Origin of the sequence: Rathayibacter sp. VKM Ac-2805 (genome assembly GCF_009834265.1) — a bacterium.
GTDB lineage: Bacteria > Actinomycetota > Actinomycetes > Actinomycetales > Microbacteriaceae > Rathayibacter.
Genome location: NZ_CP047185.1, coordinates 566,520 through 592,484 on the forward strand (window position 1 = coordinate 566,520; position 25,965 = coordinate 592,484).

Sequence of the window (25,965 nt, forward strand, 5' to 3'; positions counted from 1 at the left end):
AGGGCCACGCGATGCAGAGGTGCACTGAGTAGTGAGCGCTACATTCGGGATATGACGGACCCCGACCCGCGACACGCCCGTAGGCAATTCGCGGGCGGCAAGAGACTCGTGCGCCGCCGCCTTCCGCCGGTTGTCACAGAGGGAGTCTCATGGCTCGTCCTGGCACTGGTGGCCTCCGCCGGCGTCGTCGTGATGGGGATGCAGGCTCTCGGGGCGGTCGGATGCGCGGGGATCTGTCGATACGACCTCATGCGGATCTCGTTCTGGGTTCTTCTCGCAGGTCTACTGGCGGTGGTCGTGCTTGCCGCCGTGGCGAGGACGATCCTCCGGAAGCGTCATCGCCCCGCTTTCTGTGCTCCGCTCGGCGGAACCGCGCTCGTCATCGTCGTCATCGGGGTCTCGTTCGCGATACTGCAAGCCGGGTACTCCCCGATGCGCGAGCGCAACGAAGGTGCCGCGGACATACGATCCGATCGGGGATTTTCAACGACCCCCTGACCGACGCGGTGTGGTCGGCTTCGGTGCGCTGCGCGTATCTCTGCCACAGGTGCTCGACGCCCGTCGGTTGTCGGCTCGAACCGCAAGCGGCCCGCGCCGCGCGCTGACCCGGCTGCGGAGAGCGCCTGGCGGAAGACGCCTCGCCCAGTGCAACCCAGGTTGACAGGGCCGCGACTAGCAACCTAGGTTGACAGCGTGGAGTCCTCAGAGATCGCGGCAGTGGCGGCCGACACCAGCGACCCGAGAGCGGGGCTGCGAGCCGTGGCGACGTTGCGTGTGCTGGCGGACACCTTGGAGCTTCAGCAGGTCGAGGCCGCGCTGCGGGCGGGTATGACGTGGCAGGACATCGCCGACGCGCTCGGGGTCACCCGGCAGGCCGTCCACAAGAAGCACTCCAGACGAGTCGACCCCACGATCCCGATCCACAGGAGGAACGCATGAGCAAGCTCGCTCGCGTCGCTCAGACCACTCAGGCCCTCTCCCTCGCCGCTATGGAGGAAGCCTCCCGAGCCGGGCTCCGCGTAGCCGACCTCGAGCATCTGTTCCTGGCCCTGGTCATCAACGATCAACCCGCCGGAGAAGCCCTGCGCGGCATGGGCATCGACCTGGACGACGCCCGCCGCGCGGTGGAGGAGCAGCATGCGGCACAGCTGGCGTCCTTCGGTATCCGAGCGTCGTTCCCCGACACCGGACGGATCGTGTTCCATGAGACGGCCGGGTACGAGTGGAGCAAGCGCGCGATGGACCTCATCACTCGCTCGAGCGGAAGGAAGAAGGAGGGTGACGCCGCCGCCGTGCTCCGAGACCTCGTGTCCGAGCCGAGCGGACTGATCGCCGACATCCTCGGGCGCCTGGGGACGTCACCCGGGGCCGTGCTCGAGCAGCTCGACCAGTTCGACGTGCCTGTCGAACGAACCGCGACGACGATGAAGGGGCGGGTATCGGCGTCGACGGAGACGTTCGTTCCAGCACCGATCGAGGAGGTGTGGGAGTTCCTCGCCGACCCGGCATGCGTCCCCGACTGGGAGATGACCGTCGGCTCGATCGATCGTGCGGACCAGGACGTCGCGCCCGGCGCGGTCTGGCACGGCCGCGCACGCGGACGTCTTCCTGACGGGAAGCCGATGAAGGTGAAGCCCCGGTTCCGCCGCCGCAGGATCGACCTCGTGGTCGCGCACCGACCGGACCGGATCGCGTGGAGCTTCGCGTATCCCGATGTGCTGCACGGCAGCTCGGTTCTGACCGACTTCACCGTGGTGAGCACGACCGGCGGCGCCCGAGTCCGGATCGTCAGATCGTGGTCTGTACAAACGGGCTGGCGGAGGCTCGTCGCGTTCCCGCTGCGTCCCCTTCAGAGATTCTTCGCGTGGATCACCGTGTTCCAGACGGGCAGCGCGATCAGCCGGACATTCCGCTGACGCGTCAAGCGAGATCCCCTGAGTGGACGTGAACGGGAGTGCGCCCGCCTGCGTCGGCTGCGCCACCGCCGATCAGACCGCCCTCGTCCTCACGACCTTCCGCGACGACGACCCGGAGAACGGCACCGCGACCGACGCGGAGACCCTGGGGCTCACCGGCAACGTGCTCGGACAATCGGGCGGAGTGCGGACCCGGCGGGATGCCTGTCTACGACGACGGCACCGGATCCCTCCGCGGAGCAGCCCACCCGGACGATGCCGTCCGAGCCGGCTCACCGAGCTCGCCGAACCGCTCGTGGGGGAGGAGACGCCGCGGCTCGCGGAGGAGCTCCTGCTCGTCGTGACCGATGAGCTCGCCATGCGTCTGCGCGGCGGTGATCGCGCCACGGATCCGGCGTCGCGATCGTCGGGCTTCAGCTGGCGCTGCGTCGGCCGGAGCTGCTCACTCTACAAAAGCGGTGTCTGAGACAGTCGTCAGCGCACTCGGTGGTTCCCAGCCGACCCGGCTGCGGAGTGATCGGGGGCCGCAACGCATCTCTGCACGTCATCTCCAGCGTTCGATGGCGGAACGCAATGAAGTCATTGCCTCGACGGGAAGCTTCGGGTGGCTCATGTGCACTGCTTGCCCGACCCATTCGACGCCATTGTCATCTTCCGTGCTCGATGCGTTTCCCAAGGGTTCGGAAAGCTCCTGGGCTGCATCCATACCACTGAGGACCGCGGCCTCTGCTCCGTTCGACGCGGGAAGTCGTTCGCGCCACCCGAAGACACTGGAGGGTCCTCTGCGGTATCGATAGAGGATGAAGGCGCTGTCAGGCACCTGCGCCCAGCAGTGGATCAATTCGATGTCCGTAGCACGGTCTTCTTCCAAGAAGACGCGTACACCTCGCAGGAAGGCGTCGGCTGCATCCTCATCGGGTGTCATAATCAATCCCTTCTCCGCGACAGCAGGCCTTGTCGGTGATGTGCGTGTATCCCGAGAGACAAGAGGTCTTGCGTCGTTTCGCTCAGAGGAGGGCACCTCTGTGGGCGTCGCCCTCATAGCTTCTTGCAGGTCCGATGGCGGAGGATGCCGAGAACGGCGGAAGCGAGCGCGAGCATCGTGCCGCCTATCGCGAAACCGAGGTTGTTCAGAGCGATCCCCCAGGCGCCGAGGCAGGCCCAGAGGATCGCAAGCGTGAACGAGGTTCGTGCGGTCATTTCTCCCCTTACGCTGTTCTCCAGCGACGACCCCTCATGCGTGATCGAGAATTCGTGGAATGTACCGGGATCTTCATCGTCGGAACTCCTCGCGACTGATGGTGATACGACACCGACGACGGCATTGCAGGACTCTCTCAATGCCTACCTTCAGTGTCAAGAGAGGCGGCGCATTCGGCGAATCAGATGGCACGATGATGATCCTCACCGAGTCGGCGACTCCCCTGCCCAGCCGGTGCGAATGCTCTTCTCGACGACGTCCCTCGAGGCGCGCCGGAGCGAACGACGGCGCACCGGCTCGTTTCGGCGGATCCGGAGGGAGAGAATCCGAAGAGTCGGCGAGGGGCGGCCGGAGGAACCGTCAGCGGCCCTCGCCCGCCCGCTCCCCGAACTCCACGAGCTTCGCGAACAGGTCCTCGATCAGCCAGCGGGTGTCGAACGCCTCGCAGACACGGATCGTGTGCGGCCCTGCGTCGGGCAGGAGCTCGCCGTCCGCGGAGAACCGCGGTGCTCGGCACTCCCGCCAGCGGCCGCCGGCGGGGTTCATCACGGCGCCGATGGCCGGACTGTCACCCAGCGATCGGAAGTCGAGCGGCCCGTACGGGATGGTGTCGTTGAACGCGATCAGCTGGTCCACCAGGTAGTCGCCGAGGGGGCTGGTTCCGCGCAGGCGCGTCCGCAGCTCGGCGTGCCCGACTCCGACTCCGGAGTACACGGGCATCGGGATCTGCCACACGGCGATGCCCGACTCGAGGACGCCGTTCGCGGCGTCGACGTCGTTGATCAGGTTGAACTCGGGGCTGTAGGCGGGGATCTCGTCGTAGGGCGGGCCGCCGACCCAGACGACCACGACGTCGCGGGAGGCGATCGACGGCTCGAGCAGCAGGGCGGCGGCGACGTCGGTCAGCGGCCCGAGGACGGCGATCCACAGCCGGCCCGCGTCGCGCAACGCTTCAGCCACGATCAGGCGGGCGCCGTCCGACGCCTCGGCGGGCAGGGCCGACTCGGCGCCGTCGACGACGGTCACCGTCGATCCCGACAACTCCACGATGCGGTCGATCTCGGCGCGCGACTCCGGCATGCTCCCCGGCCGGCCGAAGTGCGCCGCCACCAGACCGCGGACGTCGAGGGTGTCGGTCAGCAGCGCCTGGACGATCGCGAACTGGTCGTCGGCCTCGTTCGCGGCGTCGGTGCAGACGATCAGGCGGTGCGGGGGAGGCGGGGTCATGCGGACTCGCGCTGCACGAGTGTCGTCGCGAGGATCGGCTGCCGGTCGACCGGGCGGCCCTGCACGACGGCGACGACGGTCTCGGCGGCGACGCGGCCCATGTCCTCGAGGGGCTGTCGGATGGTCGTGAGGGTCGGATCCGAGGTGGTCGCGATGACGACGTCGTCGAAGCCGATGACGGAGACGTCGGCGGGGACGCGGCGTCCGGACGCCTGCAGCACGCGGATCGCGCCGTTGGCCATCAGGTCGGAGGAGGCGAAGACGCCGTCGAGGTCGGGGTGGCGCTGCAGGAGGCGCGCCATCGCGGCGGAACCGCTCTCGAGGGTGAAGGCGCCGTGCACGATCGGGCTGGAGTCGAGACCGAGCTCGGTCAGCTCGTCGCGCCAGCCGCGGATGCGGTCGCGGGCGGGCTCCATGTCGTGCGGGCCGGCGATGATGCCCAGGCGCCGGCGGCCGGAGTCGGCGAGCGCGCGGGCGGCGAGGCGACCGCCTCCGTAGTTGTCGGAGTCGATGACGATCGCGTCCTCGGGCAGGGCGACCCGCGGGCGGCCGACCCAGGCGATCGGCACGGGGGAGTCGGCCAGCGCCTGGGCGAGGTGGGTGATCTCGTGCTGGAGGATCACGATCGCGCCGTCGACGGCCCGCGAGCGGAGGAAGCGGGGGATGCGGTCGCTGTCGTCGTGGTCGGCGGGCAGCAGCACGGGCTGCACCTCGCCGGCGTAGAGGCCCTTCGCGGCGCCCTTCAGCACCGAGGTGAAGAACGTCCCGGTGAGGCTGTCGAGCTCGTTGAAGGCGACGATCAGGGCGATGGCCCCGGCCCGCCCGCCGCGGAGCATCCGGGCGGCGCTGTTCGCCTCGTAGCCGAGGGACTTCGCGGCGCGCTCGACCGCGGCGGTCATCCGGACGTCGACATTGGTGCCGCCTGCGAGCACCCGGGCGGCGGTGGCGCGCGAGACGCCCGCGGCCTGGGCGACGTCCACCAGCGTGGGTCGAGTCATGCTGCTTCCTTCTGCGAGGGGAGGTTCCGGCTTCCGCGCCTCCCCGCGGAGCACGGTGGGGAGAACGTCGAGGTGAAGACTCGCACGGGGCGGCGGGCGGCCGTCCGGAACTGCTCGATTTGCGAAACTTCCCTTTGATACTAGGCGGAGATCGTTATCTCGCGGAGACCGGTTCTCGCTTGCATCGTGCTCGCGGGCGGGTTAGGTTGGCCGCCAAGAGATCGTTCTCTGAGGCCCGCCCTCACCGAAACCCTGCGAATCCCCAACGAAGAGGAATTGTCGTGAAAAGAAGCCTGACGGCCGTAGCCGCCGCAGCAGCAGTAGTCGCGCTCACCCTGACCGGGTGCTCGTCCGGAGGGGGAGGAGGCGCCTCGGACGACCCGAACGCCGAAGCCACCTTCTGGTCCTTCACCGGCATCAACGCCAAGGACAGCGTCGACGAGTACCTCGCGAAGATGCCCGACGCGAAGATCAAGCTCTCCGAGGTCGGCAGCACGACCGAGACCGCCACCGCCCTCACCGCAGCCCTCGCCGGCGGCAAGGTGCCCGACCTGGTCATGATCCAGAACGACGACCTGCCCCAGTTCGTCGCCAACAGCTCGAACTTCCTCGACCTGCGCACCCTCGGCGGCGACGACGTCGCCTCGACCTACCTCCCGTGGGCCGCCTCCGCCGCGACCGCCGACGACGGCTCCGTCGTGGGCGTCCCGACCGACGTCGGCGGACTGGGCTTCGCCTACCGCGCCGACCTCTTCGAGCAGGCCGGCCTGCCGACCGAGCCCGACCAGGTCGCCGAGCTCTGGAAGGACTGGCCGTCCTTCATCGAGACCGGCAAGAAGTACACCGAGGCGACCGGCAAGCCGTTCGTCGACAACATCGAGACCAGCGTCTTCTTCTCGACCGTCAACCAGGTCTCGGAGAAGTACTACTCGCCCGACGGCGAGCTGGTCTACGACACCAACCCGCAGGTGAAGGACGCGTTCCAGGTCGCCGTGGACACCAAGGACGCCGGCATCAGCGCCGGCATCGCCGCCTGGTCCTCGGGCTGGGCCCCGGGCCGCGCGAACGGCGCCTTCGCCGTGACGATCGCCCCCTCGTGGATCCTCGCCGGCATCAAGACCGACGCCCCCGACACCGCCGGCAACTGGCGCGTCACCAGCGTCCCCGGCATCGGCGGCAACTGGGGCGGCAGCGTCATCGCCATCCCCGCCCGCGCCGAGCACCCCGAGGCCGCCTGGCAGTACATCAAGACGATGATGTCGGCCGAGGGCCAGACCGACCACTTCAAGGCCTCGGGCACGCTGCCCGCCGCCACCGAGGCGGTCGCCAGCGAAGAGGTCCAGTCGTACACCGACCCGTTCTTCGGCGACTCGAAGATCGGCGAGGTCATGGCGACCTCCGTCGAGCAGTTCCCGTCCTTCTACAACGGACCGGACACCACCCCGATCAACGGGGCGCTCCTCAACACCCTCGTCGAGCTGGAGGCCGGCAACGTGACCTCCGACAAGGCGTGGTCGACCGCACTCGACACGGCCAAGCAGGCCATCGGCGGCTGATCGCCCCACCCACCCGAGCGGCCCGGCGCCTCGCGCGCCGGGCCCCTCCCCCCTTTCTCGACGGAGGTACTCCCGTGTCAACGGTGACAGCAGCACCACCCCGCAAGCAGCGCAAGCAGCCCAGCGCGCCGGTCCCGAAGGCCGCGCGGATCCGCAACTCCCTCTCGGAGCGGATCGCCCCCTACGCGTACGTCGCGCCCTTCTTCATCATCTTCATCGTCTTCGGGCTCTTCCCGCTCCTGTTCACGTTCTACGTCTCGCTCTTCGACTGGAACCCGATCGGCGAGCAGACCTTCGTCGGCATCGCGAACTTCCAGCAGCTCTTCGCCGACTCCCGGTTCTGGAACGCGCTGGTCAACACCTTCGGCATCTTCATCATCTCGACGGTGCCCCAGCTGCTGTTCGCCCTCTTCCTCGCGCACCTGCTGAACCACGCCCGCCTCCGCTGGGCGAACTTCTTCCGCATGGCGCTGCTGGTGCCGTACATCACCTCCGTCGCGGCGACCGCGATCGTGTTCGCGCAGATCTTCGACAAGAACTTCGGCCTGATCAACTGGTTCCTCGGCATCTTCGGACTGCCGTCGATCAACTTCCTCGCCACGAACTACGGCTCCTGGATCGTCATCTCGACGATGGTCTTCTGGCGCTGGTTCGGCTACAACACGCTCCTCTACCTGGCGGGCCTGCAGTCGCTGCCCCGCGAGATGTTCGAGGCGGCCTCCGTCGACGGCGCGTCCAGCTGGCAGCAGTTCCGCCACCTGACGATCCCGGCGCTGCGCCCGATCATCGTCTTCACCGTGATCATGTCGACCATCGGCGGTCTGCAGATCTTCACGGAGGCGCTCCTGGTGGCTCCCGAATCGGGCCTCACCTGCGGCGCCGGCCGGCAGTGCCAGACGCTGGCGCTCTTCCTCTACGAGCAGGGCTTCGGCCAGTTCAAGTTCGGCTACGGATCCGCCATCGGCGTCGTGCTGTTCGTGATCGTGGTCCTCGTCTCCCTCCTCAACTTCTACCTCTCCACCCGCACCCGGAAGGAGGCCGTCTGATGTCGGATGTGATCGACCAGGCCGTCCCGCAGACGCTGGCCGCCACGGTCCAGAAGGCACAGCTGCCGAAGCGGCGCGGGAAGGGCGGCGGAGTCGGCTGGCCGACCTACGTCTTCCTCGTGATCGCGGTGCTCGTCTCGATCTTCCCGCTCTACTACATGTTCGTCGTCGCGTCGGTCGGAGCGACCGCCGTCACGTCGATCCCGCCGCGCCTGTACCCGGGCACGAACTTCATGGCCATCGCCGAGAAGGTGTTCGACACCGTCCCGTTCGTCGCCTCGATGCTGAACAGCCTCATCGTGTCGCTGAGCATCGCCGTCATCTCGGCGATCCTCTGCGCGATGGCCGGCTTCGCCTTCGCGAAGCTGCAGTTCCCGGGCCGCAACGTGCTGTTCCTGATCGTGCTGCTGACCATGACGGTGCCGGCGCAGCTGAGCATCATCCCGCAGTACCTGATCGTCTCGGCGCTCGACTGGGTCGACACCCTCCAGGCAATCATCGTGCCGGGCCTGGCCAGCGCCTTCGGCATCTTCTGGATGCGGCAGCACATGTCCACGACGGTCAGCGACGAGCTGATCCAGGCGGCCCGCATCGACGGCGCCAACTCGTGGCAGCTGTTCTGGCGCATCGCCTTCCCGGTGGTCCGCCCCGCGGCGTTCGTCCTCGGACTGATCACGTTCACCGCGGTCTGGAACGACTTCATGTGGCCGTTCATCGTCCTCAAGTCGCCGGAGCTGTTCACGGTGCAGATCGCGCTGAAGCAGCTGCAGGCCAACCGCTCGATCGACGTCGCCCTGGCGATGGGCGGATCGTTCATGGCCACCCTCCCGCTGCTGATCGCGTTCTTCTTCGTCGGCCGCCGGATGGTGTCCGGGATCATGGACGGGGCGTTCAAGGGCTGATGCACGACGCTTCCCCAGCACTGCCCGGGACGGACGCCGTGCGTCCTCCCGGGCGGGACTGGCGGGACCGCGCTCTGCCTCCGGCCGAGCGCGCCCGCCTCCTGACCCAGGAACTCACCCTCGAGGAGAAGGCGGCGCAGCTCGGCTCCGTCTGGCTCACCGACTCCGCCGACGACTTCGCCCCGAAGCTCGACGACGGGCCCGCCGCGGGCGACGACCTCTTCACCGGCGGCCTCGGCCAGCTGACCCGCGTGTTCGGCACCGAGCCGGTCACCGTCCCGGAGGGCGTCCGCCGGCTCCGCGAGCTGCAGGAGCGCGTGGTCGCCGGCAGCCGCCTCGGCATCCCGGCCATCGCGCACGAGGAGTGCCTCACCGGGCTGGCCGCGTACGGCGCGACCGCGTTCCCCACTCCGCTCGCCTGGGCGGCCACCTTCCACGAGGAGCTCGTGGGCGAGATGGCGGAGGCGATCGGCTCGGACATGCGCGCCCTCGGCATCCACCAGGGCCTCGCCCCGGTCGTCGACGTCGTGAAGGACTACCGCTGGGGCCGCGTCGAGGAGACCCTCGGCGAGGACCCGTACCTCGTCTCGCAGCTCGGCGCCGCCTACGTGGCGGGGCTGGAGGGGACCGGCGTCGTCGCGACGCTGAAGCACTTCGCCGGGTACGCGGCCTCCCGCGGCGCCCGCAACCACGGACCCGTGAGCATGGGGCCGCGCGAGCTCGCCGACACGGTGCTGCCTCCGTTCGAGGCCGCGCTGCGGCACGGCGGCGCCCGCAGCGTGATGACCTCGTACACCGACATCGACGGCGTGCCCAGCAGCGCCAGCCGGCACCTGCTGACGACGCTGCTCCGCGACCGCTGGGGCTTCGAGGGCACGGTCGTCGCCGACTACTGGGCGGTGCCGTTCCTCCAGGCCATGCACCACGTGGCGGTCGACGCGGCCGACGCGGGGCGCCTGGCGCTGCACGCCGGGGTCGACGTCGAGCTGCCGCAGACGGCGGCGTACGGCGAGCTGCCGCGCCTGATCCGCGAGGGCGTCGTCGACGAGGCCGACCTCGACCGCTCCGTGGCCAGGCACCTGCGCCACAAGTTCGAGGCGGGCCTGCTCGACGGCGGCCCGCTGGTGCCCGAGGGGGCCGAGGAGGTCGACCTCGACAGCGCCCGCAACCGCGCGATCTCGTCGCGGATCGCGGAGGAGTCGGTCGTGCTGCTGCGCGACGAGGACGTCGCGGGGCTGCTGTCCTCCGGCTCGCTCGCCGTCGTAGGACCGGCCGCGGACCAGTTCCGCAGCCTGGTCGGCTGCTACGCGTTCCCCAACCACGTGCTCTCCAAGCACCCCGGGCACGACCTCGGCCTGTCGATCCCGACGGTGCTGACGGCGCTGCAGGAGGAGTTCGGAGCGTCGCGCGTGCGCTTCGCGGAGGGCGGCTCGATCACCTCCGCGTCGACCGACGGCGTGCAGGAGGCGGTGGACCTCGTCCGCGGCTCCGATGCGGCGGTCGTCGTGGTCGGCGACATCGCCGGGCTCTTCGGCGACGGCACCTCGGGCGAGGGCTGCGACGCGGCCGACCTCCGCCTCCCCGGCGCGCAGGAGCCGCTGGTGACGGCCGTGCTCGAGACCGGCGTGCCCACCGTGGTGGTCGTCCTCTCGGGCCGGCCCTACGCGCTCGGGGCGTTCGGAGCGGCGCGCGGACTCGTGCAGGCGTTCTTCCCGGGAGCGGACGGGGCGGCTGCGGTCGCCGGCGTGCTCTCGGGCCGCGTGGCTCCGACCGGGCGCCTGCCCGTGCAGATCCCGCGGCTCCCGTCCGCGTCGACCACGTACCTGCAGCCGTCGCTCGGGCTCTCGAACCCCGGGATCACGGCGCTGGACGCGACTCCGCTCTACCCGTTCGGCTACGGGCTGACCCGCGGCGCGGTGACGTACACGGAGCTGGCGACGGCGGCGGAGCTGCCGGTCGGCGGATCGCTCGACGTGGCGGTATCGCTCCGGAACGACGGCGCCGACACGGTCGAGGTGGTGCAGCTCTACGCGGGCTACCCGACCTCGGCGGTGGTGCGGCCGGTCGCGCAGCTGATCGGCTTCGCGCGCGTGCCGATCGCGGCGGGCGAGACGCTGACGGTGCACTTCCACGTCGACGCGGCCCGGCTCGCGGTGACGGGGGAGGACGGCCGGCTCGCCGTGGACTCGGGGCCGCTGCGGCTGACGGCCGGCGCCTCGGCGGCGGACGCGGCGGTGACGGCGGAGGTGTCGATCACGGGGGAGCGGCGGCTGCTCGCCGAGCGGGCGCTGCGGACCCCCTGGTCGGTGGCGCGAGGCTGAGCGGTCGGCGCCTCAGGGGGGAGGCGCCGGCCGCTCGCGGGGGCGGGCCGGTGGTGCCGGCTCGCGAGTCCGCAGAAGTCGCGGTGCTCGAGCGCGAGACCTGCGACTTCTGCGGGGTCGGCGGACGGGAGCGCGACGGCCGCGTAGCACCGGAGGCGCACAGCGCAAGGGGCCCGCGCGAGCCGGGGGCCCGGCCTAGCGTGGAAGGAGCGGCGCCGCCGGTGGCGGGCCGCGGAGAAGACCGATGCAGAGGAGAGTCATGCCCGCCCTGACCGACACGTTCACGCTGTCCAACGGAGTCGCCATCCCGAAGATCGGGTTCGGCACCTGGCAGATCCCCGACGGCCCCGAGGCCTACGACGCGACGACCGCCGCGCTCGAGGCCGGCTACCGCCACATCGACACCGCCCGCGCCTACGGCAACGAGGCGAGCGTCGCCCGGGCACTGCGCGACAGCGGCGTCCCGCGCGACGAGGTGTTCATCACCACCAAGCTCCCGGCCGAGGTGAAGGACTACGAGGGCGCGAAGGCGAGCTTCGAGACCACCATGGCGGCGCTCGAGCTCGACCACGTCGACCTGTACCTCATCCACGCCCCGTGGCCCTGGCAGGACATGGGCTCCGACCACCGCGAGGGCAACATCGCGGCGTGGAAGGCGATGGAGGAGATCCTCGAGGCCGGTCGCTCGCGCGCCATCGGCGTCTCGAACTTCCAGGTCGCCGATCTGGAGTCGCTGATCGCGGCGACCGACGTGGTGCCGCACGCCAATCAGATCCGCTGGTTCGTCGGCAACACCCAGGACGAGACGACCGCGTACTGCAAGGAGCGCGGCATCCTCGTCGAGGGCTACTCGCCGCTCGCGACGGGCGGCCTGCTCGACAACTCCGACATCGGAGAGATCGCCGCGAAGTACGACAAGTCGGTGGCGCAGCTCTGCATCCGCTACCTGCTCGAGAAGGACGTGCTGCCGCTGCCGAAGTCGACGACGCCCTCGCGCATCGTCGAGAACGCAGAAGTCGACTTCGAGATCTCGTCCGAGGACCTCGCGCACCTCGACTCGCTCGTCGACACGGAGTCCTGACCCGCGGTCGCCCGCTCCTGACGGTCCGGAGGCCGTCGCACTCGAGCTCGAGTGCGGCGGCCTCCGTCGTCTCGGCGGGTCCTGCGCCGCCTCCGCTCGCGAGTGCGCAGGAGTTGTCGCAGTGGGCGTCGAGTGCGACAAGTCCTGGCTTCTCGCCGGACTCCTCCGATCGCGGTTCCGCGAGTGCGCAGGAGTTGTCGCAGTCGGTCTCGAGTGCGACAACTCCTGGAGTCTCGGGGTGCTCGGCACAGGAGCGACGGGCGTCCGGCGTCCCGAGGCCGGTCGCGAGTGCGCAGGAGTTGTCACAGTGGGCGTCGAGTGCGACGACTACTGGCTTCTCGTCGGGCTCATCCCGATCGCGGTTCCGCGAGTGCGCAGGAGTTGTCGCGGTCGGTGTCGAGTGCGACGACTCCTGGCTTCTCGCCGAGGCGAGCCGGGGCGGGCCGGGGCGGGCCCCGCCCGCCCCGGCCGGCGCCCGCGCGTCAGGCCAGGCGCAGCAGGCGGCAGCCGTGCGGCTCGAGCTCGAGCTCGACGGCGCCGCCGACGATCGGCAGCTCGGCGCCGCTCCACACGTCGACGGCCGAGGTCGCGCCGGAGCAGCCCAGGTCGGCCAGGTGCGCCGAGTAGGACCGCGCCGACGAGCCCAGCCAGAACACTCCGCGCCACTGCTCGTCGCCGCGCCACGCCGACCACACCACCAGGTCGCCGTCGCGGACGATCTCGCGGCTGCCGTCGCCGCCGAGGAGCGCGAGGACGTCGCCGTTCGTCAGCAGCGCGAGAGTGTCGGCGGGCGTGTCCGGGAGGTGCCCGCCCATCATCAGCGGCGAGCGGAGCAGGCACCACAGCGTCACGAGCGTCCGCTGCTCCGCGGGCGTGAACCGCGAGAGCCGGTCCTCGCCCACGTGCGCGCGCACGCCGATCCGCCCCAGCGGCAGCATGTCGGCGTCGGCCCACGCGCCGGGGCGCTGGTGCGGCGCCCAGCGCGCGGCCCGCTGGAACTGCTCGTGCAGGTGCGCCCAGTCGTCCCAGAAGTCGTCCGAGATCCGCCACATCTGCGCGGTCGACCGCAGCAGCTCGAGGTTCTCGAGCGAGAGCTGCTTGCCGGGCGAGAGGCTCAGCACCATCGGGCGGCCGGTCGCGTCGATCGCGCGGGAGAGGGCGGCGATCTCCTCCGCCTGGATCGGCGGGTAGAGCACGTCGTCGAGCTTCACGAAGTCGACGCCCCACGAGGCCAGCTGCGCCATCACGGAGTCGTAGTACTGCTGCGCGCCGGGCGCGCTCATGTCGACGCCGTAGTTGTCCGGGTTCCACGGGCAGACGTTCCCGCGGTCGGCGATGTCGGCGCAGGTCGCCTCCGCCCCGAGCACCGGCAGGCCGAGCTCGGCCGCTCGGCGGGGGACGCCGCGCATCAGGTGCACCCCGAAGCGGAGGCCGAGGGCGTGCACGCGCGCGGCCAGCGCCGTGAACCCGCCCGTCGCCGCGGAGGGGAAGCGTCCGACGGCGGGCTGCGGGCGGCCCCAGTCGTCGAGCACCGGCTCCGACACCTCCTGGTAGTCGCTCGTGCCGGGATCGGGCTCGTACCACTGGATGTCGACGACGACCGTGTCCCAGCCGTGCGGCAGGAGGTGCTCGGCGAGGTACTCGGCGTTCGCGAGCACCTCCTCCTCCGTCACCGAGGCGCCGAAGCAGTCCCAGCTGTTCCAGCCCATCGGCGGGCGGCGGGCGGCCTCCGTGCGCGCGGCGATCACGACAGCTCCAGCGTCACGGTCGCGAAGGAGTGCGGGGGCAGCGTGACCCGCAGGCCTGTGGCCGTCGTCTCGATGCCCTCGAGGGCGACGGGGCTCACCTCGTCGGCGGCGCCGGGCCGGTTGTGCGCGTCGGGGCGGTCGGCGGTGAGGAGGCGGCCGGTCGCGCCGGTCACGGTCCCACCGCGGAAGTCGAGGGAGACCTCGAGCGGCTCCTCCAGGTCGACGTTCGTCAGCGAGACCAGGACGCGGCCGTCCTTCGTGGAGGCGGAGGCGGAGGCGACGGGGATCTCGCGGCCGTCGACCGCGTGCGTCGGGCCGGCGACCGTGGTCGGCAGCACCGTCGCGTCGTGGTGCCCCTTGTTCATCTCGAACACGTGGTACGTCGGCGTGCGGACCATCTCGCCGCCGTCCGGGTCGGTCAGCAGCATCGCCTGCAGCACGTTCACCGTCTGGGCGATGTTCGCCATCGTCAGGCGGTCGGCGAAGCCGTGGAAGACGTCGAAGTGCCAGGCCGCGACCATCGCGTCGCGGATCGTGTTCTGCTGGAAGAGGAAGCCCGGGTGGGTCCCCGGCTCCACGTCCCACCAGGTGCCCCACTCGTCGAGCACCATCCCGTACTTCTTCTCGGGGTCGTGGACGTCCATCACCGCGGCGTGCGAGCGGAGCAGCTCCTCGATCCCCTGCGCGGCCACGATCGTGCTCCAGTAGGTGTCGGCGTCGAAGTCGGTCGCGCTGCCCTTCGCGTGCCAGCTGCCGCCGATCGTGTAGTAGTGCACCGAGACCGACTCCCACTGCACGGAGGAGAAGGGATGCCCCTCGATCTCGGGGATCACCTCCATCAGCGTCTGCGTCCAGTGGGTGTCGGCGCCGTCGGCTCCGGCGGCCACGCGGTAGAGCGGAGTGTCGTTGCCGCTCTGCACGAAGGTCCCGAACTGCCGCGCCAGGTCGGCGTAGGCGCCGGCGCGCATGTTGCCGCCGCAGCCCCAGGTCTCGTTGCCGAGCCCCCAGAAGCGGACGGTCCACGGCTCCTCCCGGCCGTGGGAGCGGCGCAGGTCGGCCATCGGCGACTTCCCCGCGCCGGTGAGGTACTCGGCCCAGTCCGCCATCTCCTGCACGGTGCCGGAGCCGATGTTGCCCGAGATGTAGGCGTCGGCGCCGAGCAGCTCGCAGAGCGCCATGAACTCGTGGGTGCCGAAGGAGTTGTCCTCCGCGACTCCGCCCCACTGCGTGTTGATCAGACCGGGGCGCTCCTCGCGCGGGCCGATGCCGTTGGTCCAGTGGTAGCGGTCGGCGAAGCAGCCGCCGGGCCAGCGGAGGTTGGGGATGTCGAGGGCGCGGAGGGCCTCGACGACGTCCAGGCGGATCCCGCCCTCGTTCGGAACGGGCGAGTCCTCGCCGACCCAGAAGCCGTCGTAGATGCACCGGCCGAGGTGCTCGGCGAAGTGGCCGTAGAGGTGGCGGCTGATGGTGGCGCCGGGGCGGTCGAGGTCGACGGTGACGGTGCTGTTCACGGGGTGCTCCAGGGTGGTGGCGGACGAATCGGCGGCGGCGGTTCCGGCGGCGGCGGTGTCGAGGACGCCGGGATCGGCGGCGGTGCTCACGCGGTCTCGCGGACGAGCCGCAGGACGATCGCGCGGTCGGCGTGGAAGGTCGGCAGGTCCAGGCCCGCCTCGCCCAGCAGGCTCCCCGGGTAGGCGGGGGCCGGGGCGTCGGAGTCCAGCGGCACCGTCGACTCCAGCCAGTGCGGGCTCTGCCAGGGCGGGCCGAGCGAGCCGGGGCGCGCGGTCTCGATCCGGTAGCGCGCCCGCGGATCCAGGCCCGGGAGGCGGACGCGGCAGCGCGAGTCCGCGGTCAGCGCGGGCGTGACCAGCGTGTACAGCGCCTCCGAGCCGTCCGGCGCGACGACGCCGCGCAGCGACGGCGCGTCGGGGTCGGAGTCGTCGCCCCCGACGACCCGGCCGGTCGCGATCAGGCCGCGGTGCTCGCGGTACGCCGCGATCCAGCCCGCCAGCACGGGCTCCTCCTCCGCGTCCAGCTCGCGGAGGTCCCACTCGATCCCGAAGTGGCCGAGGAAGGCGATCGCGCAGCGGGTGTGCAGGTCGCTGGTGCGACCGGTGACGGAGTTGACCGGCGAGGCGACGTGCGAGCCGAGCATCTCCGGCGGCACGAGCAGCCCGGTCCAGCGCAGCATCCGCGAGCGGTCCAGCGGGTCCTGGTTGTCGGAGGTGTGCACGCGGTCGGTGCGCTCGAGGATCCCCAGGTCGACCCGGCCGCCGCCGGAGGCACAGCTCTCGATCTCGAGCTCCGGGTGCCGGGCGCGCAGCTCGTCGATCAGCCGGTACAGCGCGAGCGTCTGCTCGTGCACCGCGGCCGTCCCGGTGGCGGGGTGGCCCGCGTCGATCAGGTCGCGGTTGTGGTCCCACTTGAGGTAGGCGACGCCGAGGTCGGCGACCAGGCCGTCGAGCACGCCGAGGATGTGCGCGAACGCGTCGGGGTTCGTCAGGTCGAGCACCTGCTGGAAGCGGAACCGCGGCGGCAGCTCCTCGCGGGCCCGCAGGATCCAGTCGGGGTGCGCGCGGGCGAGGTCGGAGTCCTCGTTGATCATCTCGGGCTCGACCCAGAGGCCGAACTCCATGCCCAGGCCGCGGACGTGCTCGGCGAGGGGGAGGAGGCCGTCGGGCCAGGCGACGGGGTCGGGCGTCCAGTCGCCGAGGCCGGCGCGGTCGTCGCTGCGGCCGAGGAACCAGCCGTCGTCGAGCACGTAGCGCTCGACCCCGAGGGCGGCGGCGCGGTCGGCCAGCTCGGCGAGGACGGCGAGGTCCTGGTCGAAGTAGACCGCCTCCCAGACGTTGAGCGTCACCGGGCGCGGCCGGCGCGAGGAGCGGGAGACCCCGCGGAGGTGGGCGTGGAAGCGGGCGGCCGCAGCGTCGAGGCCGTGGCCGAAGCTGCCGGAGATCCAGGGGGAGGAGTAGCTCTCGCCGCTCGCGAGGCGCACCTCGCCGGGCAGGAGCAGCTCGCCGCCGCGGAAGGCGAGCCAGCCGTCGCCGCGCTCCACCGCGTGCTCGTGGTTGCCGCCGATGCCGACGTGGCAGAGCCAGACCCGCCCGTCGGCGGAGTCGAAGCCGGGGGTGCCGACCGCGACGACCGTCGTCGCGTCCAGGCCGGTGCGGCCGCGCCGCGAGGAGCGGGAGTGGGTGCCGGTGACGACGGGGTGGCGCTGGGGGATCTTCTCGGTGCCCCAGCGGCCGGAGAAGTCCAGGATCTCGCGGGCCTCGGTCGGGATCCGGAGGGCGGGGTCGACGCCGATCACCTCCAGGTGCCCGGCGCCGTCGTTGCGGACCGAGACGCGGGTCCTGAGCAGTCCGGTAGGGGAGAGAACGATCTCTAGGACCACCCCGATCCGGGCCTGCCCGTCGTGCGCCTCGATGGTCACGGCGGCGCTGCCGGCCTGCGCGACCGCGCCCTCCGCGAGGGCCTCCCCGTCCACCGAGACGGTGTCCACGGTCAGTCTCGGCGACCAGCCGGCGCCCTCCCGGTGCACCCGGAGACCCGGCAGGCCGGCCCAGCCGAAGGTGTGCTCGGGCAGGATCCCGGGCTCGTAGGGGACGTCGGAGGAGCCCTCGATCCCCGTCCGCACGGGAGTTCTTGCGAAAGCTGCGAGATCGTCGTCGCTCGCGTCGAGTCGCGGACCCCAGTGCAGCAGCACGGGCAGGTCGCCTCCCGACTGAGTGAGGAGGGCGGACACGTCATCGGCGACGAGATGGATCACTCTCGGGGATTGCATGTCCCCATTCCTATCGTCGATCCTGGTCTGAGTACAGCGAGAGATCGATCTCGACCTCGGTCGGATGGACCACCGCGCGGATCGACCCGCGCCGATCGACCACCGCTCGCACCGCTCATCCCCACCACCCACCGCCTCGACGAGGAGCACCCATGCCGCTGACCCACCCGGCCCCGCACGAGACCCGCCTGGAGCGCGGGGTGCTCGACGCGCGGCGGCGGCTCAACCGCGACTACCTCCTCTCGCTCACCGACGAGGGGCTGCTGCAGAACTTCCTGATCGAGGCCGGGATCGGCGACCAGGGCTGGCACCTGCACCCCTCGCAGGACTCGCGCGAGGCCCGCGGCCTCGACCGGCACTGGGGCTGGGAGACGCCGGGCTCGCAGCTGCGCGGGCACTTCCTCGGCCACTGGCTCTCCGCAGCGGCCCGCGAGGTCGCGGTCACCGGCGACCCGCTGCTGCGCGTCCGGATCGACTCCGTGCTCGACGGACTCGAGCGCTGCCAGGAGGAGAACGGCGGCGGCTGGATCTGGGCGATCCCGCGCGGCTACCTCGACCGCCTCGCGACCGGCCGCCCCATCTGGGCGCCGCAGTACGCGATGCACAAGCTGCTGATGGGCCTCGTCGACCTGCACCTCGACCTCGGCGACGAGCGGGCGCTGCGGATGGCGCGGGCCGCCACGGTCCCGCTGCTGGAGTGGGTCCGCGGATTCGACGACGCCGCGTTCCAGGAGATCCTCGAGGTCGAGACCGGCGGCATGCTCGAGGTCTGGGCCGACCTCCTCGCGATCACCGGCGACCCCGTCTACACCGAGCTGCTCGGCCGCTACGACCGCCGCTCCCTCTTCGAGGGCCTGCTCGAGGGCCGCGACGTGCTGACCAACATGCACGCCAACACCACGATCCCCGAGGTCCTCGGCGCCGCCCGCGCCTACGAGGTCACCGGCGACGAGCGCTGGCGGAGGATCGTCGAGGCCTACTGGGAGCAGGCGGTCACCCTCCGCGGCACCTTCTGCACGGGCGGTCAGACCTCCGGCGAGATCTGGACGCCGCCCTTCGCGTTCGCCGCTCGCCGCGGCGAGAAGACGCAGGAGCACTGCGTCGTCTACAACATGATCCGGCTGGCCGACGTGCTGCTGCGCTGGACCGGCGACCTCGCCTACGCCGACTACATCGAGCGGAACCTCTGGAACGGCCTCCTCGCCCAGCAGAACCCGCGGACCGGGATGGTCGCCTACTTCCTGCCGCTCGAGGGCGGCGCCCGCAAGGACTGGGGCAGCCCGACCGAGGACTTCTGGTGCTGCCACGGCACGCTGGTGCAGGCGCACACGCGCCACTCCGGGCTCGTCTTCTACCGCGGCGGCGACGCCGAGCTGACGATCGCGCAGCACGTCGACGCGAGCCTGCGCCTGCCGTCCGCCGCCGGCGACGCGGCGGTGCGGGTCGAGGTGCTCGACACCGCCGGCTACGTCGGCCCGGACGCCAACGCGGGTGCCGCGGGCGACGTGCACCGCCCCACCGCCTCGCGGATCCGGGTCGAGATCGTCTCGGAGGAGGGGGTCGCGCTGCACGTGCGGCTGCGGGTGCCGGAGTGGACCGTCGGCGAGCCGGGGGTCGCGGGCGACGCCGAGCGCGTCCGGGCGGGCGACGGCGCGCTCCTGATCGAGCACCCCGGCGGCCGCACGAGCGTCGACCTCGCCTTCGGCACCGAGATCCGCGCCGTGCCGATCCCGGACGAGCCGGGCACGGTCGCCTTCGTCGAGGGCCCGATCGTGCTGGCCGGCCTCGTCGACCGCGAGATCGCGCTGCGGGGGCGCCTCGAGGACGCCCCCGCCCTGCTCGCCCCCGACAACGAGCGGCAGTGGACCCAGTGGCTGCGCGGCTACCGCGCCGTCGGCCAGCCCGCCGCCGTCCGCTTCCGGCCTCTGCACGAGGTCGTCGACGAACCCTTCTCTCTCTACTTCCCGGTCTCGGCCGGGAGCTGATGGACAGGATCCCCTCCGTGATCTGCGCTCCGCGCTCATGACCGCCTCCACCGCCTCCCCCGCCGTCCAAGCGATGCCCCGCGGCCGCCTCCTGCTGCCGATCTTCGCGATGCTCGTCGGCTTCGGGCCGCTCACCATCGACCTGGTGCTGCCGTTCCTGCCGACGCTGCAGGACGATCTCGGCGTCTCGGTGGCGACCGCCCAGCTGGTCGTCACCGGCGCCACCTTCGGCTTCGCGGCCGGCCAGCTCGTCTCAGGACCGCTCAGCGACGCGGTCGGCCGCAAGTGGCCGCTCGGCGTCTCGGCGGCGCTGCACATCGCGGCGAGCCTCGTCGCGGCGATGACCTCCGACACCGCCGTGCTGCTCTCGGCTCGCTTCGTCCAGGGCGCCGCCTGCACCGCCGCGGGTGTCGTCGTCACCGCCATCGTCCGCGACCTCTACAGCGGCAAGCGGCTCGTCACGATGCTCGCGAACCTCGCCGTGATCGTCTCGGTCTTCCCGATCCTGGTGCCCTCCGTCGGCGCGCAGCTGACCAAGGTGATCGACTGGCGCGGCTCCTTCCTCGCGGTCGCCGCCTGGGGAGCGCTCGCGACCGTGATCGCGCTCCTGGTGCTGCCCGAGACGCTGCCCCGCGAGCGGCGGCACCAGGGCGGGCTCGGCCCGTCGCTGCGCAACTCCTTCGGGATGCTCCGGCGGCCGCGCGTGCTGGCGCTCGCCGCCGCCTCGGCCGCGGGCTGGTCGGTCGGCTTCGCGTATCTCGCGACCGCTCCCTTCCTCTACACGAACGTCTACGCGGTCGGGCCCGACCTGTACGGGCTGCTGTTCCTGGTCACCTCGCTCGTGACGATCGCGGTCGGGCAGACGACGGGACGGGTGATCGTGCCGCGGTTCGGACCCCGGTTCGCGATGTTCGCCTCGGCGATCGTCACGGCGCTCGGCGCCGTCGTGGTCGCGGTGCTCGCGCTCACCGGCACGCAGCCGCTGCTCGTCGTCGTCGGCGCGCTGACGTTCGCGCTGGCCGGCCGCTCGCTCGGCTTCGCCCCGGTGCAGTACCTCTCGCTGCAGGGCCCGTCGAGCGAGGCGGGCAGCGTCACGGCGATCCTCGGCACGGTCAGCTTCACGGCGGCCGGACTGGTGATGCCGGTGATGGGCGCGTGGGCCGAGATCTCGCTGATCCCGTTCGCGATCCTGCTGCTGCTCGCGGGCATGGTCGAGGGCGGCGTGGCGCTGCTGTTCCGGCCGGGCTCGCGGCGCTTCGATCCCGGGGCGCAGCGGCTCGAGGACGAGCCGGCGGGGGCCGCCCCATCGGCCGGCCCCCGCGCGCACGACGAGAAGAGCTGAGATGACCCTCCGGGAAGGAACCACCGTGGAACTGCGCTCCGGCGACTACACCCTCCGCGTCGAGGCGGGCGGCCTCGAGGTGCTCGCGGGCGAGCGCGTCCTCTACGCGAACGACCGGCCGCTGCGCGTCACGGTCAAGACCGTCGCCGCGATCAGCGAGTACTCCGGCGCGCCCTACGACGACGTCTCGCTGTCGGAGGGGGCGATCACCGCGAGCGGGACGATCACCGTCCGCTCCGGGTCGGCCTTCGCCGTCACCGACGTCTGGCGCGTTGCGGGCGACGGCTTCTCCGTGCACCGCGACGTCGAGGTGGTGGCGGCCGGCGGCGACCTCGGCTTCTCCACCGCCGTCTCGCTCGGGCTGACCGGGTCCGACGACCTCCGCGACTACGAGTGCTTCGCCCCCGGCGCCTGGTACCGCGACAACGCCTTCGGGCCCGCCGACGCGATGGGCCGCGACCCCGGCAGCGAGTACTTCTGGCGCACCGAGACGCACTACGCGCTGCCGCTGTTCGCCGCGCAGAGCCTCGCGACCGGCGAGACCGTGGCGCTCTCGCGCTGGGCGGCCGACGCGACGCTGCCGCGCCTGGACGTGGTCCGCTCGGAGAACTTCACCGACCCGGAGTGCACCGTCGGCTCGATCGGCCTGAGCCGCCCGCAGGGCACGACGCTGAACTACCTCTACTACGGCTTCGGCGTGCGGACCCCGCTCGACGTGCCGCCCGCGGGCCTGTCTATCGACTACGTCCACCCGGGCGCCGACGGCGAGCGCCCGATCGACAACCCCTACTCCGGCCTCGACTACGACGCCGCCCCGAAGGCCCTGCAGCGGGTGAACCACCCGGTCGAGGTCGGCTTCCGCCAGCGCTACGCCGTCGCGGTCGACCTCGGCCGGTACGACGACTTCGCGACGATGATGCGCGCCACCTGGCGCAGCACCTACGCCCGGCTCCGCGACGACCTGTTCGAGGTCGACAACGAGCGGCACTTCCATCACGGCATGGGGATCCTCCAGCGCCTCACCCGCCGCTACGGCGACTCCTGGGGCCTGCCGTTCGCCTGCCAGCTGCCGGACCTCGACGTCTCGAGCGTCTCCTTCCAGTTCGGCTTCGTCGGGCAGCAGCCCGGCATCGGCTACCAGCTGCTGCGCTACGGCGACCGCGAGGGCGTGCCGGAGGCGTTCGAGCAGGGCGTCGGCATCGTCGACTTCTGGGCGCGGACCGCGCTGCCCGAGTCGGGCCCGCCGCGGATGTGCTTCAACCCCTCGCTCGGCGGCTTCGAGCCGTACCCGCACTACCTGCGGATGCTCGCCGACGGCGTCGAGGCGATCCTCGACGCCTACCTTCACCTGCGCGACCTCGGCGACGAGCGCCCGCTCTGGCTCGAGTTCTGCCGGCGGACCGCCGACTGGCTGCTCGAGGTGCAGGACGCCGACGGCAGCTTCCACCGCGCCTACAACGCCGACGGCTCGGTGCGGATGGACTCGCGCTCGAACACCCCGAGCGTGATCCGCTTCCTCGTGCAGCTGCACCTCGTGACGGGGGAGGGGCGCTACCGCGCGTCCGCCGTGCGCGCCGGCGAGTGGTCGTTCGCGAACATCCACCGGACCCTGGAGTACCGCGGCGGCACCTGCGACAACGCCGACATCCAGGACAAGGAGGCGGGCATCTACGGGCTGTTCGGCTTCCTCGCGCTGTACGACCTGACGGAGGAGCCGCGCTGGCTGGAGGGCGCCGTCCGCGCCGCCGACTACACGGAGACCTGGACCTACGCGTGGTCCTTCCCGGTCCGCGCGCCCTGGGCGCATCCCTTCAACCGGTACTCGATCAGCGGACAGAGCATCATCACCCTCGGCGGCGGCGCCGACGTCTACATGGCGGCCTGCTCGTACAGCTACTACCGACTGCACCTGATCACGGGCGACGAGCACTACCTCGATTTCGCCGAGTTCCTGCACCGCAACACCCGCCAGTCGACCGACGTCGACGGCAGCATCGGCTACGCGATGCCCGGCCTCGGCCACGAGAGCGGCGACTTCGCGACCCAGACCCTGCGCAGCCACCACCACTGGCTGCCCTGGTGCACCTTCGTCGAGGTCGACCCGGCCTCGCGCCTGCGCGACACCTTCGGCGTCTACGAGATCGCCGACGCGCAGCGCCTGCCCGCCGCCGAGCGGGCGGCCCGCAACCGCGTCTACGACCGCTACGGGCACTCGCGGAGCTGACCCGACCCCACCCACCGCATCCTGCTCGCGTCTCGTTCTCACGTCGACGCGGCCACACGGCGGGTCCGGCGGCCAGCCGGGACGACACCCGGTGCGCTGCTCCGCCTCCGTCGGCGTACCGGAGCTCGTTCCGCGTGCTGCAGCCGTACCCTCCGCAGTGCCCTCAGCCGCGCCACTCCACGTCCACGCGCACCGCCTCCGCACCGAGCTCCAGCCCGCCCGACACCTCGCGCCCGTCGACCCGCAGCACCGCGTCGCGCAGCGTGCGCACCCGCGTCCCGCCCGCCGGTGCCAGCCACTCCGCGCTCGGCACCCGCCGCACCCACAGCGACGCCCGTCCCGGCGACCACTCCAGCCGGTCCACGACCACCCCGCCGCGCGCGCGCAGCCCCGTCACGGCACCCCGCGCCCACGCGGACGGCAGTGCCGGCAGCACCGTCAGCGTCTCGTCATCCGATCCCAGCAGCATCGCCGCCACGAGCCCCGGCAGTCCGCCGCTGGCGTCGAGGTTGAAGATCCTCCCCGCATCGTGCCGGGTCGTCAGGGTCGGTGACCAGTGCTCGACCGCGAGCCACTCCGCGCAGGTCAGCGCCGCCTCCCCGTCACCCAGCGCCGCCGCCGCGACGCCCACCTGCACCAGCCCGAACGCCATCTCCATCCGCCCGGGAGGAGCGGTCGGCGCCTCGGCCCGCCACGCGATCTTCGCCGCCACCGTCGCCGCCGCGGCGGCCCGCAGCCGCACCGCGGAGGCGCCGGGGCCCTCGAAGGCAGCGTCGCCCGCGTACCAGAGCGGGTACAGCTGCGACGCGTGCCGGTGCGCGATCTCCTCCGCGAACCGCGGGTCGATCCACTCCGCCAGCGTGCCGTCCTCGGCGACCCGGTACTCCGGCAGCTGCGCCACCACCCGCGCCCAGCGCTCGTCGAGCGAGTCGTCGCCGCGGGCCCGGCCGAGCAGCGCCGTCGCCCGCGCGGCGTCCCGCAGCACGGCGACGTCGATCGTCGCATCGACCGCTATCGGCGAGCGCGCACCACCCGGTGTGTTCTCGGGGGAGTAGGAGGGGACGATCCGGCGCACCCCGTCGACCACGGTCGTCCCGGTCTCGGCGAAGCGCAGCACGCCCTCGGCCAGCTCCCACAGCCGGTCGTCGACGATGCCGCGGTCTCCCGTGGCCGCGACGGCGTCGGCGGCGAGGCGCAGCACCCAGCCGCCGCAGCCCGTCCAGAAGAGGTGCGGGTAGCTCGCCGCGAAGTGGTCGGCGCGGCCGTGGGTCGACATCCGCGACGGCAGGAGCATCCCCTCCGCCCCGTAGACGAGGCGCGCGTTCTCGCGGTAGTCATCGAGGTGCGGCAGCACCAGCTCCAGGATCGACAGCGCCAGCTCGGGCGTGCCGGTCGGGATCATCCCCGCCATCGCGCCGTTCTGCACGTTGCCGTTCAGCGTGTAGTCGGCCGACCAGGCCGGCCGCCAGGTGCCCTGCCAGACGCCCTGCAGCGTCGGCGGCAGCTCGCCGGTCGACGCGACGATGTTCGCGCGGCCGCTGAGGTACGCCAGCTCGACGACGCGGCGGCGCGCACCCTCGTCGCCGGCACGCGCCTCCTCCCAGAGGTCCTCGGTGAGCACCGCGGAGGAGGCGCCGGCGAGATCGAGGGAGGAGGCGCCGACCAGCCGGCCGTGCCCGTGGCGCTGGGCCTCGCGCAGCTCCGCCCACGAGGCGTCGTCGCCCGTCGACTCGCCGCCCGCACGCTCCCGGCTCGCCGGCTCGTCGCCCGCCAGCGACAGATCGACACGGAGGAGCGCGCCCGCACCGGCCGGGACCGACACCGTCGAGCGGGTCACGACGCCCTCCACGTCCCACGGCACCCCGGTCGCCGCGGTGACCGTCGCGCGGATCCGCTCGCCCCCGGTCTCGGCACTCCCGGTCCCGGCGACGGCCAGCAGTCGTCCGACCGCACCGCCCTCGACCGTCGCCTCGACCACGGCCGACGCGTCCGGCACGCCCGTGTCGAACGAGGTCGCGTCCCCGGCGCCCAGCCCGAGCTCGACCGTGCTCTCGCCGTCGCGCTCCGACTCCACCCGCAGCCGGACGCTCTCGCCTCCGTGCGGAGCGATCAGTCGCACCGCGTGCCGCCCGCCGTCGAGGTCGGTCCACTCGACCGCGACCTCGCCCAGCAGCGGGTCGAGCAGGCGCCGACTCGACGCGACCCCGCCGGCCGTGCGGATCGACAGCGTCGCGCACAGCCCGAGCGGATCGGTCCAGATCAGGCCGCCGTCGTAGCCGCTCGCCCGCGCCCCGCGCTCGAGCAGGTCGCTCGCCGCGTCGGCGTCCCCGGCCAGCAGGGCACTCCGCAGCTCGTCCCGCACCGGGGCGAGGTCCGGGGCGGCGGGCCGCGCGTTGACGGGGAGGAAGTAGCGCTCGTGCGCCAGCGAGACGGTGAGCGCGTCGGCCGGGCCGTGCACCACGGCGCCGACGCGGCCGCTGCCGACGATCAGGCCCTCCTCCCAGGTCGGGGCTGCGGTGGCGGTGACGAGGGTGGGCGTGCGCGACAGTGCGCCGTCGATCGGGGCGATGATCGGTTCCTTTCGGGCTCGCGGGAGTGCCTGATATGTTGCGTGGACCCTCAAATTACCTCTCC

At 71.8% G+C, this 25,965-nt stretch carries 20 protein-coding genes; 12 read left to right on the forward strand and 8 right to left on the reverse strand.

Annotated features, from left to right (window positions below; genetic code table 11):
• Positions 1–51 precede the first annotated feature (51 nt).
• From GSU40_RS02640 to GSU40_RS02655, 4 genes are all read left to right on the forward strand, one after another.
• Positions 52–498: a hypothetical protein gene (locus tag GSU40_RS02640; protein ID WP_160033514.1), complete on the forward strand. Its 447-nt coding sequence runs from the start codon at positions 52–54 to the stop codon at positions 496–498.
• A gap of 195 nt (positions 499–693) precedes the next feature.
• Positions 694–939: a hypothetical protein gene (locus GSU40_RS02645; RefSeq protein WP_104233627.1), complete on the forward strand. Its 246-nt coding sequence runs from the start codon at positions 694–696 to the stop codon at positions 937–939.
• Positions 936–1,916 (forward strand): Clp protease N-terminal domain-containing protein, encoded by a 981-nt coding sequence (locus GSU40_RS02650; RefSeq protein WP_160033516.1) that lies wholly within the window; start codon positions 936–938, stop codon positions 1,914–1,916. Before GSU40_RS02645 ends, GSU40_RS02650 begins: the two co-directional genes overlap by 4 nt.
• A 22-nt stretch (positions 1,917–1,938) precedes the next feature.
• The gene (locus GSU40_RS02655; RefSeq protein ID WP_160033518.1) at positions 1,939–2,382 is read left to right on the forward strand and encodes a hypothetical protein; all 444 of its coding nucleotides are present in this window, start codon (positions 1,939–1,941) and stop codon (positions 2,380–2,382) included.
• A gap of 78 nt (positions 2,383–2,460) precedes the next feature.
• Here the strand turns inward: GSU40_RS02655 and GSU40_RS02660 are convergent, their stop codons facing one another.
• The 4 genes from GSU40_RS02660 to GSU40_RS02675 form a co-directional block, all read right to left on the reverse strand.
• On the reverse strand, positions 2,461–2,841 hold the full coding sequence (locus GSU40_RS02660; RefSeq protein WP_160033520.1) for a hypothetical protein: 381 nt from the start codon (positions 2,839–2,841) through the stop codon (positions 2,461–2,463).
• Positions 2,842–2,954: 113 nt separating this feature from the next.
• On the reverse strand, positions 2,955–3,116 hold the full coding sequence (locus tag GSU40_RS02665) for a hypothetical protein (RefSeq protein WP_160033522.1): 162 nt from the start codon (positions 3,114–3,116) through the stop codon (positions 2,955–2,957).
• A gap of 361 nt (positions 3,117–3,477) precedes the next feature.
• On the reverse strand, positions 3,478–4,344 hold the full coding sequence (locus GSU40_RS02670; RefSeq protein WP_160033524.1) for a nucleoside hydrolase: 867 nt from the start codon (positions 4,342–4,344) through the stop codon (positions 3,478–3,480).
• Positions 4,341–5,342, reverse strand: a complete 1,002-nt coding sequence (locus GSU40_RS02675) for a LacI family DNA-binding transcriptional regulator (protein WP_104224675.1) — start codon at positions 5,340–5,342, stop codon at positions 4,341–4,343. Before GSU40_RS02675 ends, GSU40_RS02670 begins: the two co-directional genes overlap by 4 nt.
• A 281-nt stretch (positions 5,343–5,623) precedes the next feature.
• Here GSU40_RS02675 and GSU40_RS02680 point away from each other — a divergent pair, with 281 nt between their 5' ends.
• The 5 genes from GSU40_RS02680 to GSU40_RS02700 all read left to right on the forward strand — a co-directional run bounded on the left by GSU40_RS02680 (position 5,624) and on the right by GSU40_RS02700 (position 12,248).
• Complete coding sequence (locus GSU40_RS02680) at positions 5,624–6,898, forward strand: extracellular solute-binding protein (RefSeq protein WP_104226495.1); 1,275 nt, start codon at positions 5,624–5,626, stop codon at positions 6,896–6,898.
• Between the two features lie 83 nt (positions 6,899–6,981).
• A complete protein-coding gene (locus GSU40_RS02685; protein ID WP_160033526.1) occupies positions 6,982–7,944 on the forward strand; it encodes a sugar ABC transporter permease in 963 nt (320 codons plus the stop codon).
• Positions 7,944–8,846, forward strand: coding sequence for a carbohydrate ABC transporter permease (locus tag GSU40_RS02690; RefSeq protein WP_160033528.1), 903 nt, complete (start codon positions 7,944–7,946; stop codon positions 8,844–8,846). The genes GSU40_RS02685 and GSU40_RS02690 overlap by 1 nt, the downstream gene beginning before the upstream one ends.
• The gene (locus GSU40_RS02695; RefSeq protein ID WP_160033530.1) at positions 8,846–11,167 is read left to right on the forward strand and encodes a glycoside hydrolase family 3 N-terminal domain-containing protein; all 2,322 of its coding nucleotides are present in this window, start codon (positions 8,846–8,848) and stop codon (positions 11,165–11,167) included. The genes GSU40_RS02690 and GSU40_RS02695 overlap by 1 nt, the downstream gene beginning before the upstream one ends.
• 259 nt (positions 11,168–11,426) lie before the next feature.
• Entirely contained in the window at positions 11,427–12,248 is an 822-nt protein-coding gene (locus tag GSU40_RS02700; RefSeq protein ID WP_160033532.1) for an aldo/keto reductase, read from the forward strand.
• Positions 12,249–12,730: 482 nt separating this feature from the next.
• Here the strand turns inward: GSU40_RS02700 and GSU40_RS02705 are convergent, their stop codons facing one another.
• The 3 genes from GSU40_RS02705 to GSU40_RS02715 are packed head-to-tail and all read right to left on the reverse strand — an operon-like array spanning position 12,731 to position 17,780.
• Complete coding sequence (locus GSU40_RS02705; protein ID WP_244229567.1) at positions 12,731–13,996, reverse strand: glycoside hydrolase family 27 protein; 1,266 nt, start codon at positions 13,994–13,996, stop codon at positions 12,731–12,733.
• A complete protein-coding gene (locus GSU40_RS02710) occupies positions 13,993–15,597 on the reverse strand; it encodes an alpha-L-arabinofuranosidase C-terminal domain-containing protein (RefSeq protein ID WP_348271958.1) in 1,605 nt (534 codons plus the stop codon). The genes GSU40_RS02705 and GSU40_RS02710 overlap by 4 nt, the downstream gene beginning before the upstream one ends.
• A complete protein-coding gene (locus tag GSU40_RS02715; protein WP_160033533.1) occupies positions 15,594–17,780 on the reverse strand; it encodes an alpha-galactosidase in 2,187 nt (728 codons plus the stop codon). Before GSU40_RS02715 ends, GSU40_RS02710 begins: the two co-directional genes overlap by 4 nt.
• A 152-nt stretch (positions 17,781–17,932) precedes the next feature.
• On the opposite strand from GSU40_RS02715, the gene GSU40_RS02720 reads away from it, so the two are divergent.
• Genes GSU40_RS02720 through GSU40_RS02730 form a run of 3 tightly spaced genes read left to right on the forward strand, consistent with a single transcriptional unit; the run spans position 17,933 to position 23,331 of the window.
• The gene (locus GSU40_RS02720; protein WP_160033535.1) at positions 17,933–19,765 is read left to right on the forward strand and encodes a beta-L-arabinofuranosidase domain-containing protein; all 1,833 of its coding nucleotides are present in this window, start codon (positions 17,933–17,935) and stop codon (positions 19,763–19,765) included.
• A 37-nt stretch (positions 19,766–19,802) separates the two neighbouring features.
• Positions 19,803–21,107 (forward strand): multidrug effflux MFS transporter, encoded by a 1,305-nt coding sequence (locus GSU40_RS02725; protein ID WP_160033537.1) that lies wholly within the window; start codon positions 19,803–19,805, stop codon positions 21,105–21,107.
• 25 nt (positions 21,108–21,132) lie between these two features.
• A complete protein-coding gene (locus GSU40_RS02730; RefSeq protein WP_160033539.1) occupies positions 21,133–23,331 on the forward strand; it encodes a hypothetical protein in 2,199 nt (732 codons plus the stop codon).
• A gap of 163 nt (positions 23,332–23,494) precedes the next feature.
• Here GSU40_RS02730 and GSU40_RS02735 read toward each other — a convergent pair whose 3' ends face one another.
• Positions 23,495–25,954 (reverse strand): glycoside hydrolase family 95-like protein, encoded by a 2,460-nt coding sequence (locus GSU40_RS02735; RefSeq protein WP_160033541.1) that lies wholly within the window; start codon positions 25,952–25,954, stop codon positions 23,495–23,497.
• Positions 25,955–25,965: the final 11 nt, after the last annotated feature.

Excerpts from the sequence above, each read along its gene's own strand:
- GSU40_RS02695 (WP_160033530.1), top strand. The coding sequence starts at position 8,846 with ATGCACGACGCTTCCCCAGCACTGCCCGGGACGGACGCCGTGCGTCCT.
- GSU40_RS02690 (WP_160033528.1), top strand. The coding sequence starts at position 7,944 with ATGTCGGATGTGATCGACCAGGCCGTCCCGCAGACGCTGGCCGCCACG.
- GSU40_RS02665 (WP_160033522.1), bottom strand. The coding sequence starts at position 3,116 with ATGACCGCACGAACCTCGTTCACGCTTGCGATCCTCTGGGCCTGCCTC.
- GSU40_RS02650 (WP_160033516.1), top strand. The coding sequence starts at position 936 with ATGAGCAAGCTCGCTCGCGTCGCTCAGACCACTCAGGCCCTCTCCCTC.
- GSU40_RS02720 (WP_160033535.1), top strand. The coding sequence starts at position 17,933 with ATGCCGCTGACCCACCCGGCCCCGCACGAGACCCGCCTGGAGCGCGGG.
- GSU40_RS02725 (WP_160033537.1), top strand. The coding sequence starts at position 19,803 with ATGACCGCCTCCACCGCCTCCCCCGCCGTCCAAGCGATGCCCCGCGGC.
- GSU40_RS02715 (WP_160033533.1), bottom strand. The coding sequence starts at position 17,780 with ATGCAATCCCCGAGAGTGATCCATCTCGTCGCCGATGACGTGTCCGCC.
- GSU40_RS02660 (WP_160033520.1), bottom strand. The coding sequence starts at position 2,841 with ATGACACCCGATGAGGATGCAGCCGACGCCTTCCTGCGAGGTGTACGC.
- GSU40_RS02700 (WP_160033532.1), top strand. The coding sequence starts at position 11,427 with ATGCCCGCCCTGACCGACACGTTCACGCTGTCCAACGGAGTCGCCATC.
- GSU40_RS02670 (WP_160033524.1), bottom strand. The coding sequence starts at position 4,344 with ATGACCCCGCCTCCCCCGCACCGCCTGATCGTCTGCACCGACGCCGCG.
- GSU40_RS02640 (WP_160033514.1), top strand. The coding sequence starts at position 52 with ATGACGGACCCCGACCCGCGACACGCCCGTAGGCAATTCGCGGGCGGC.
- GSU40_RS02675 (WP_104224675.1), bottom strand. The coding sequence starts at position 5,342 with ATGACTCGACCCACGCTGGTGGACGTCGCCCAGGCCGCGGGCGTCTCG.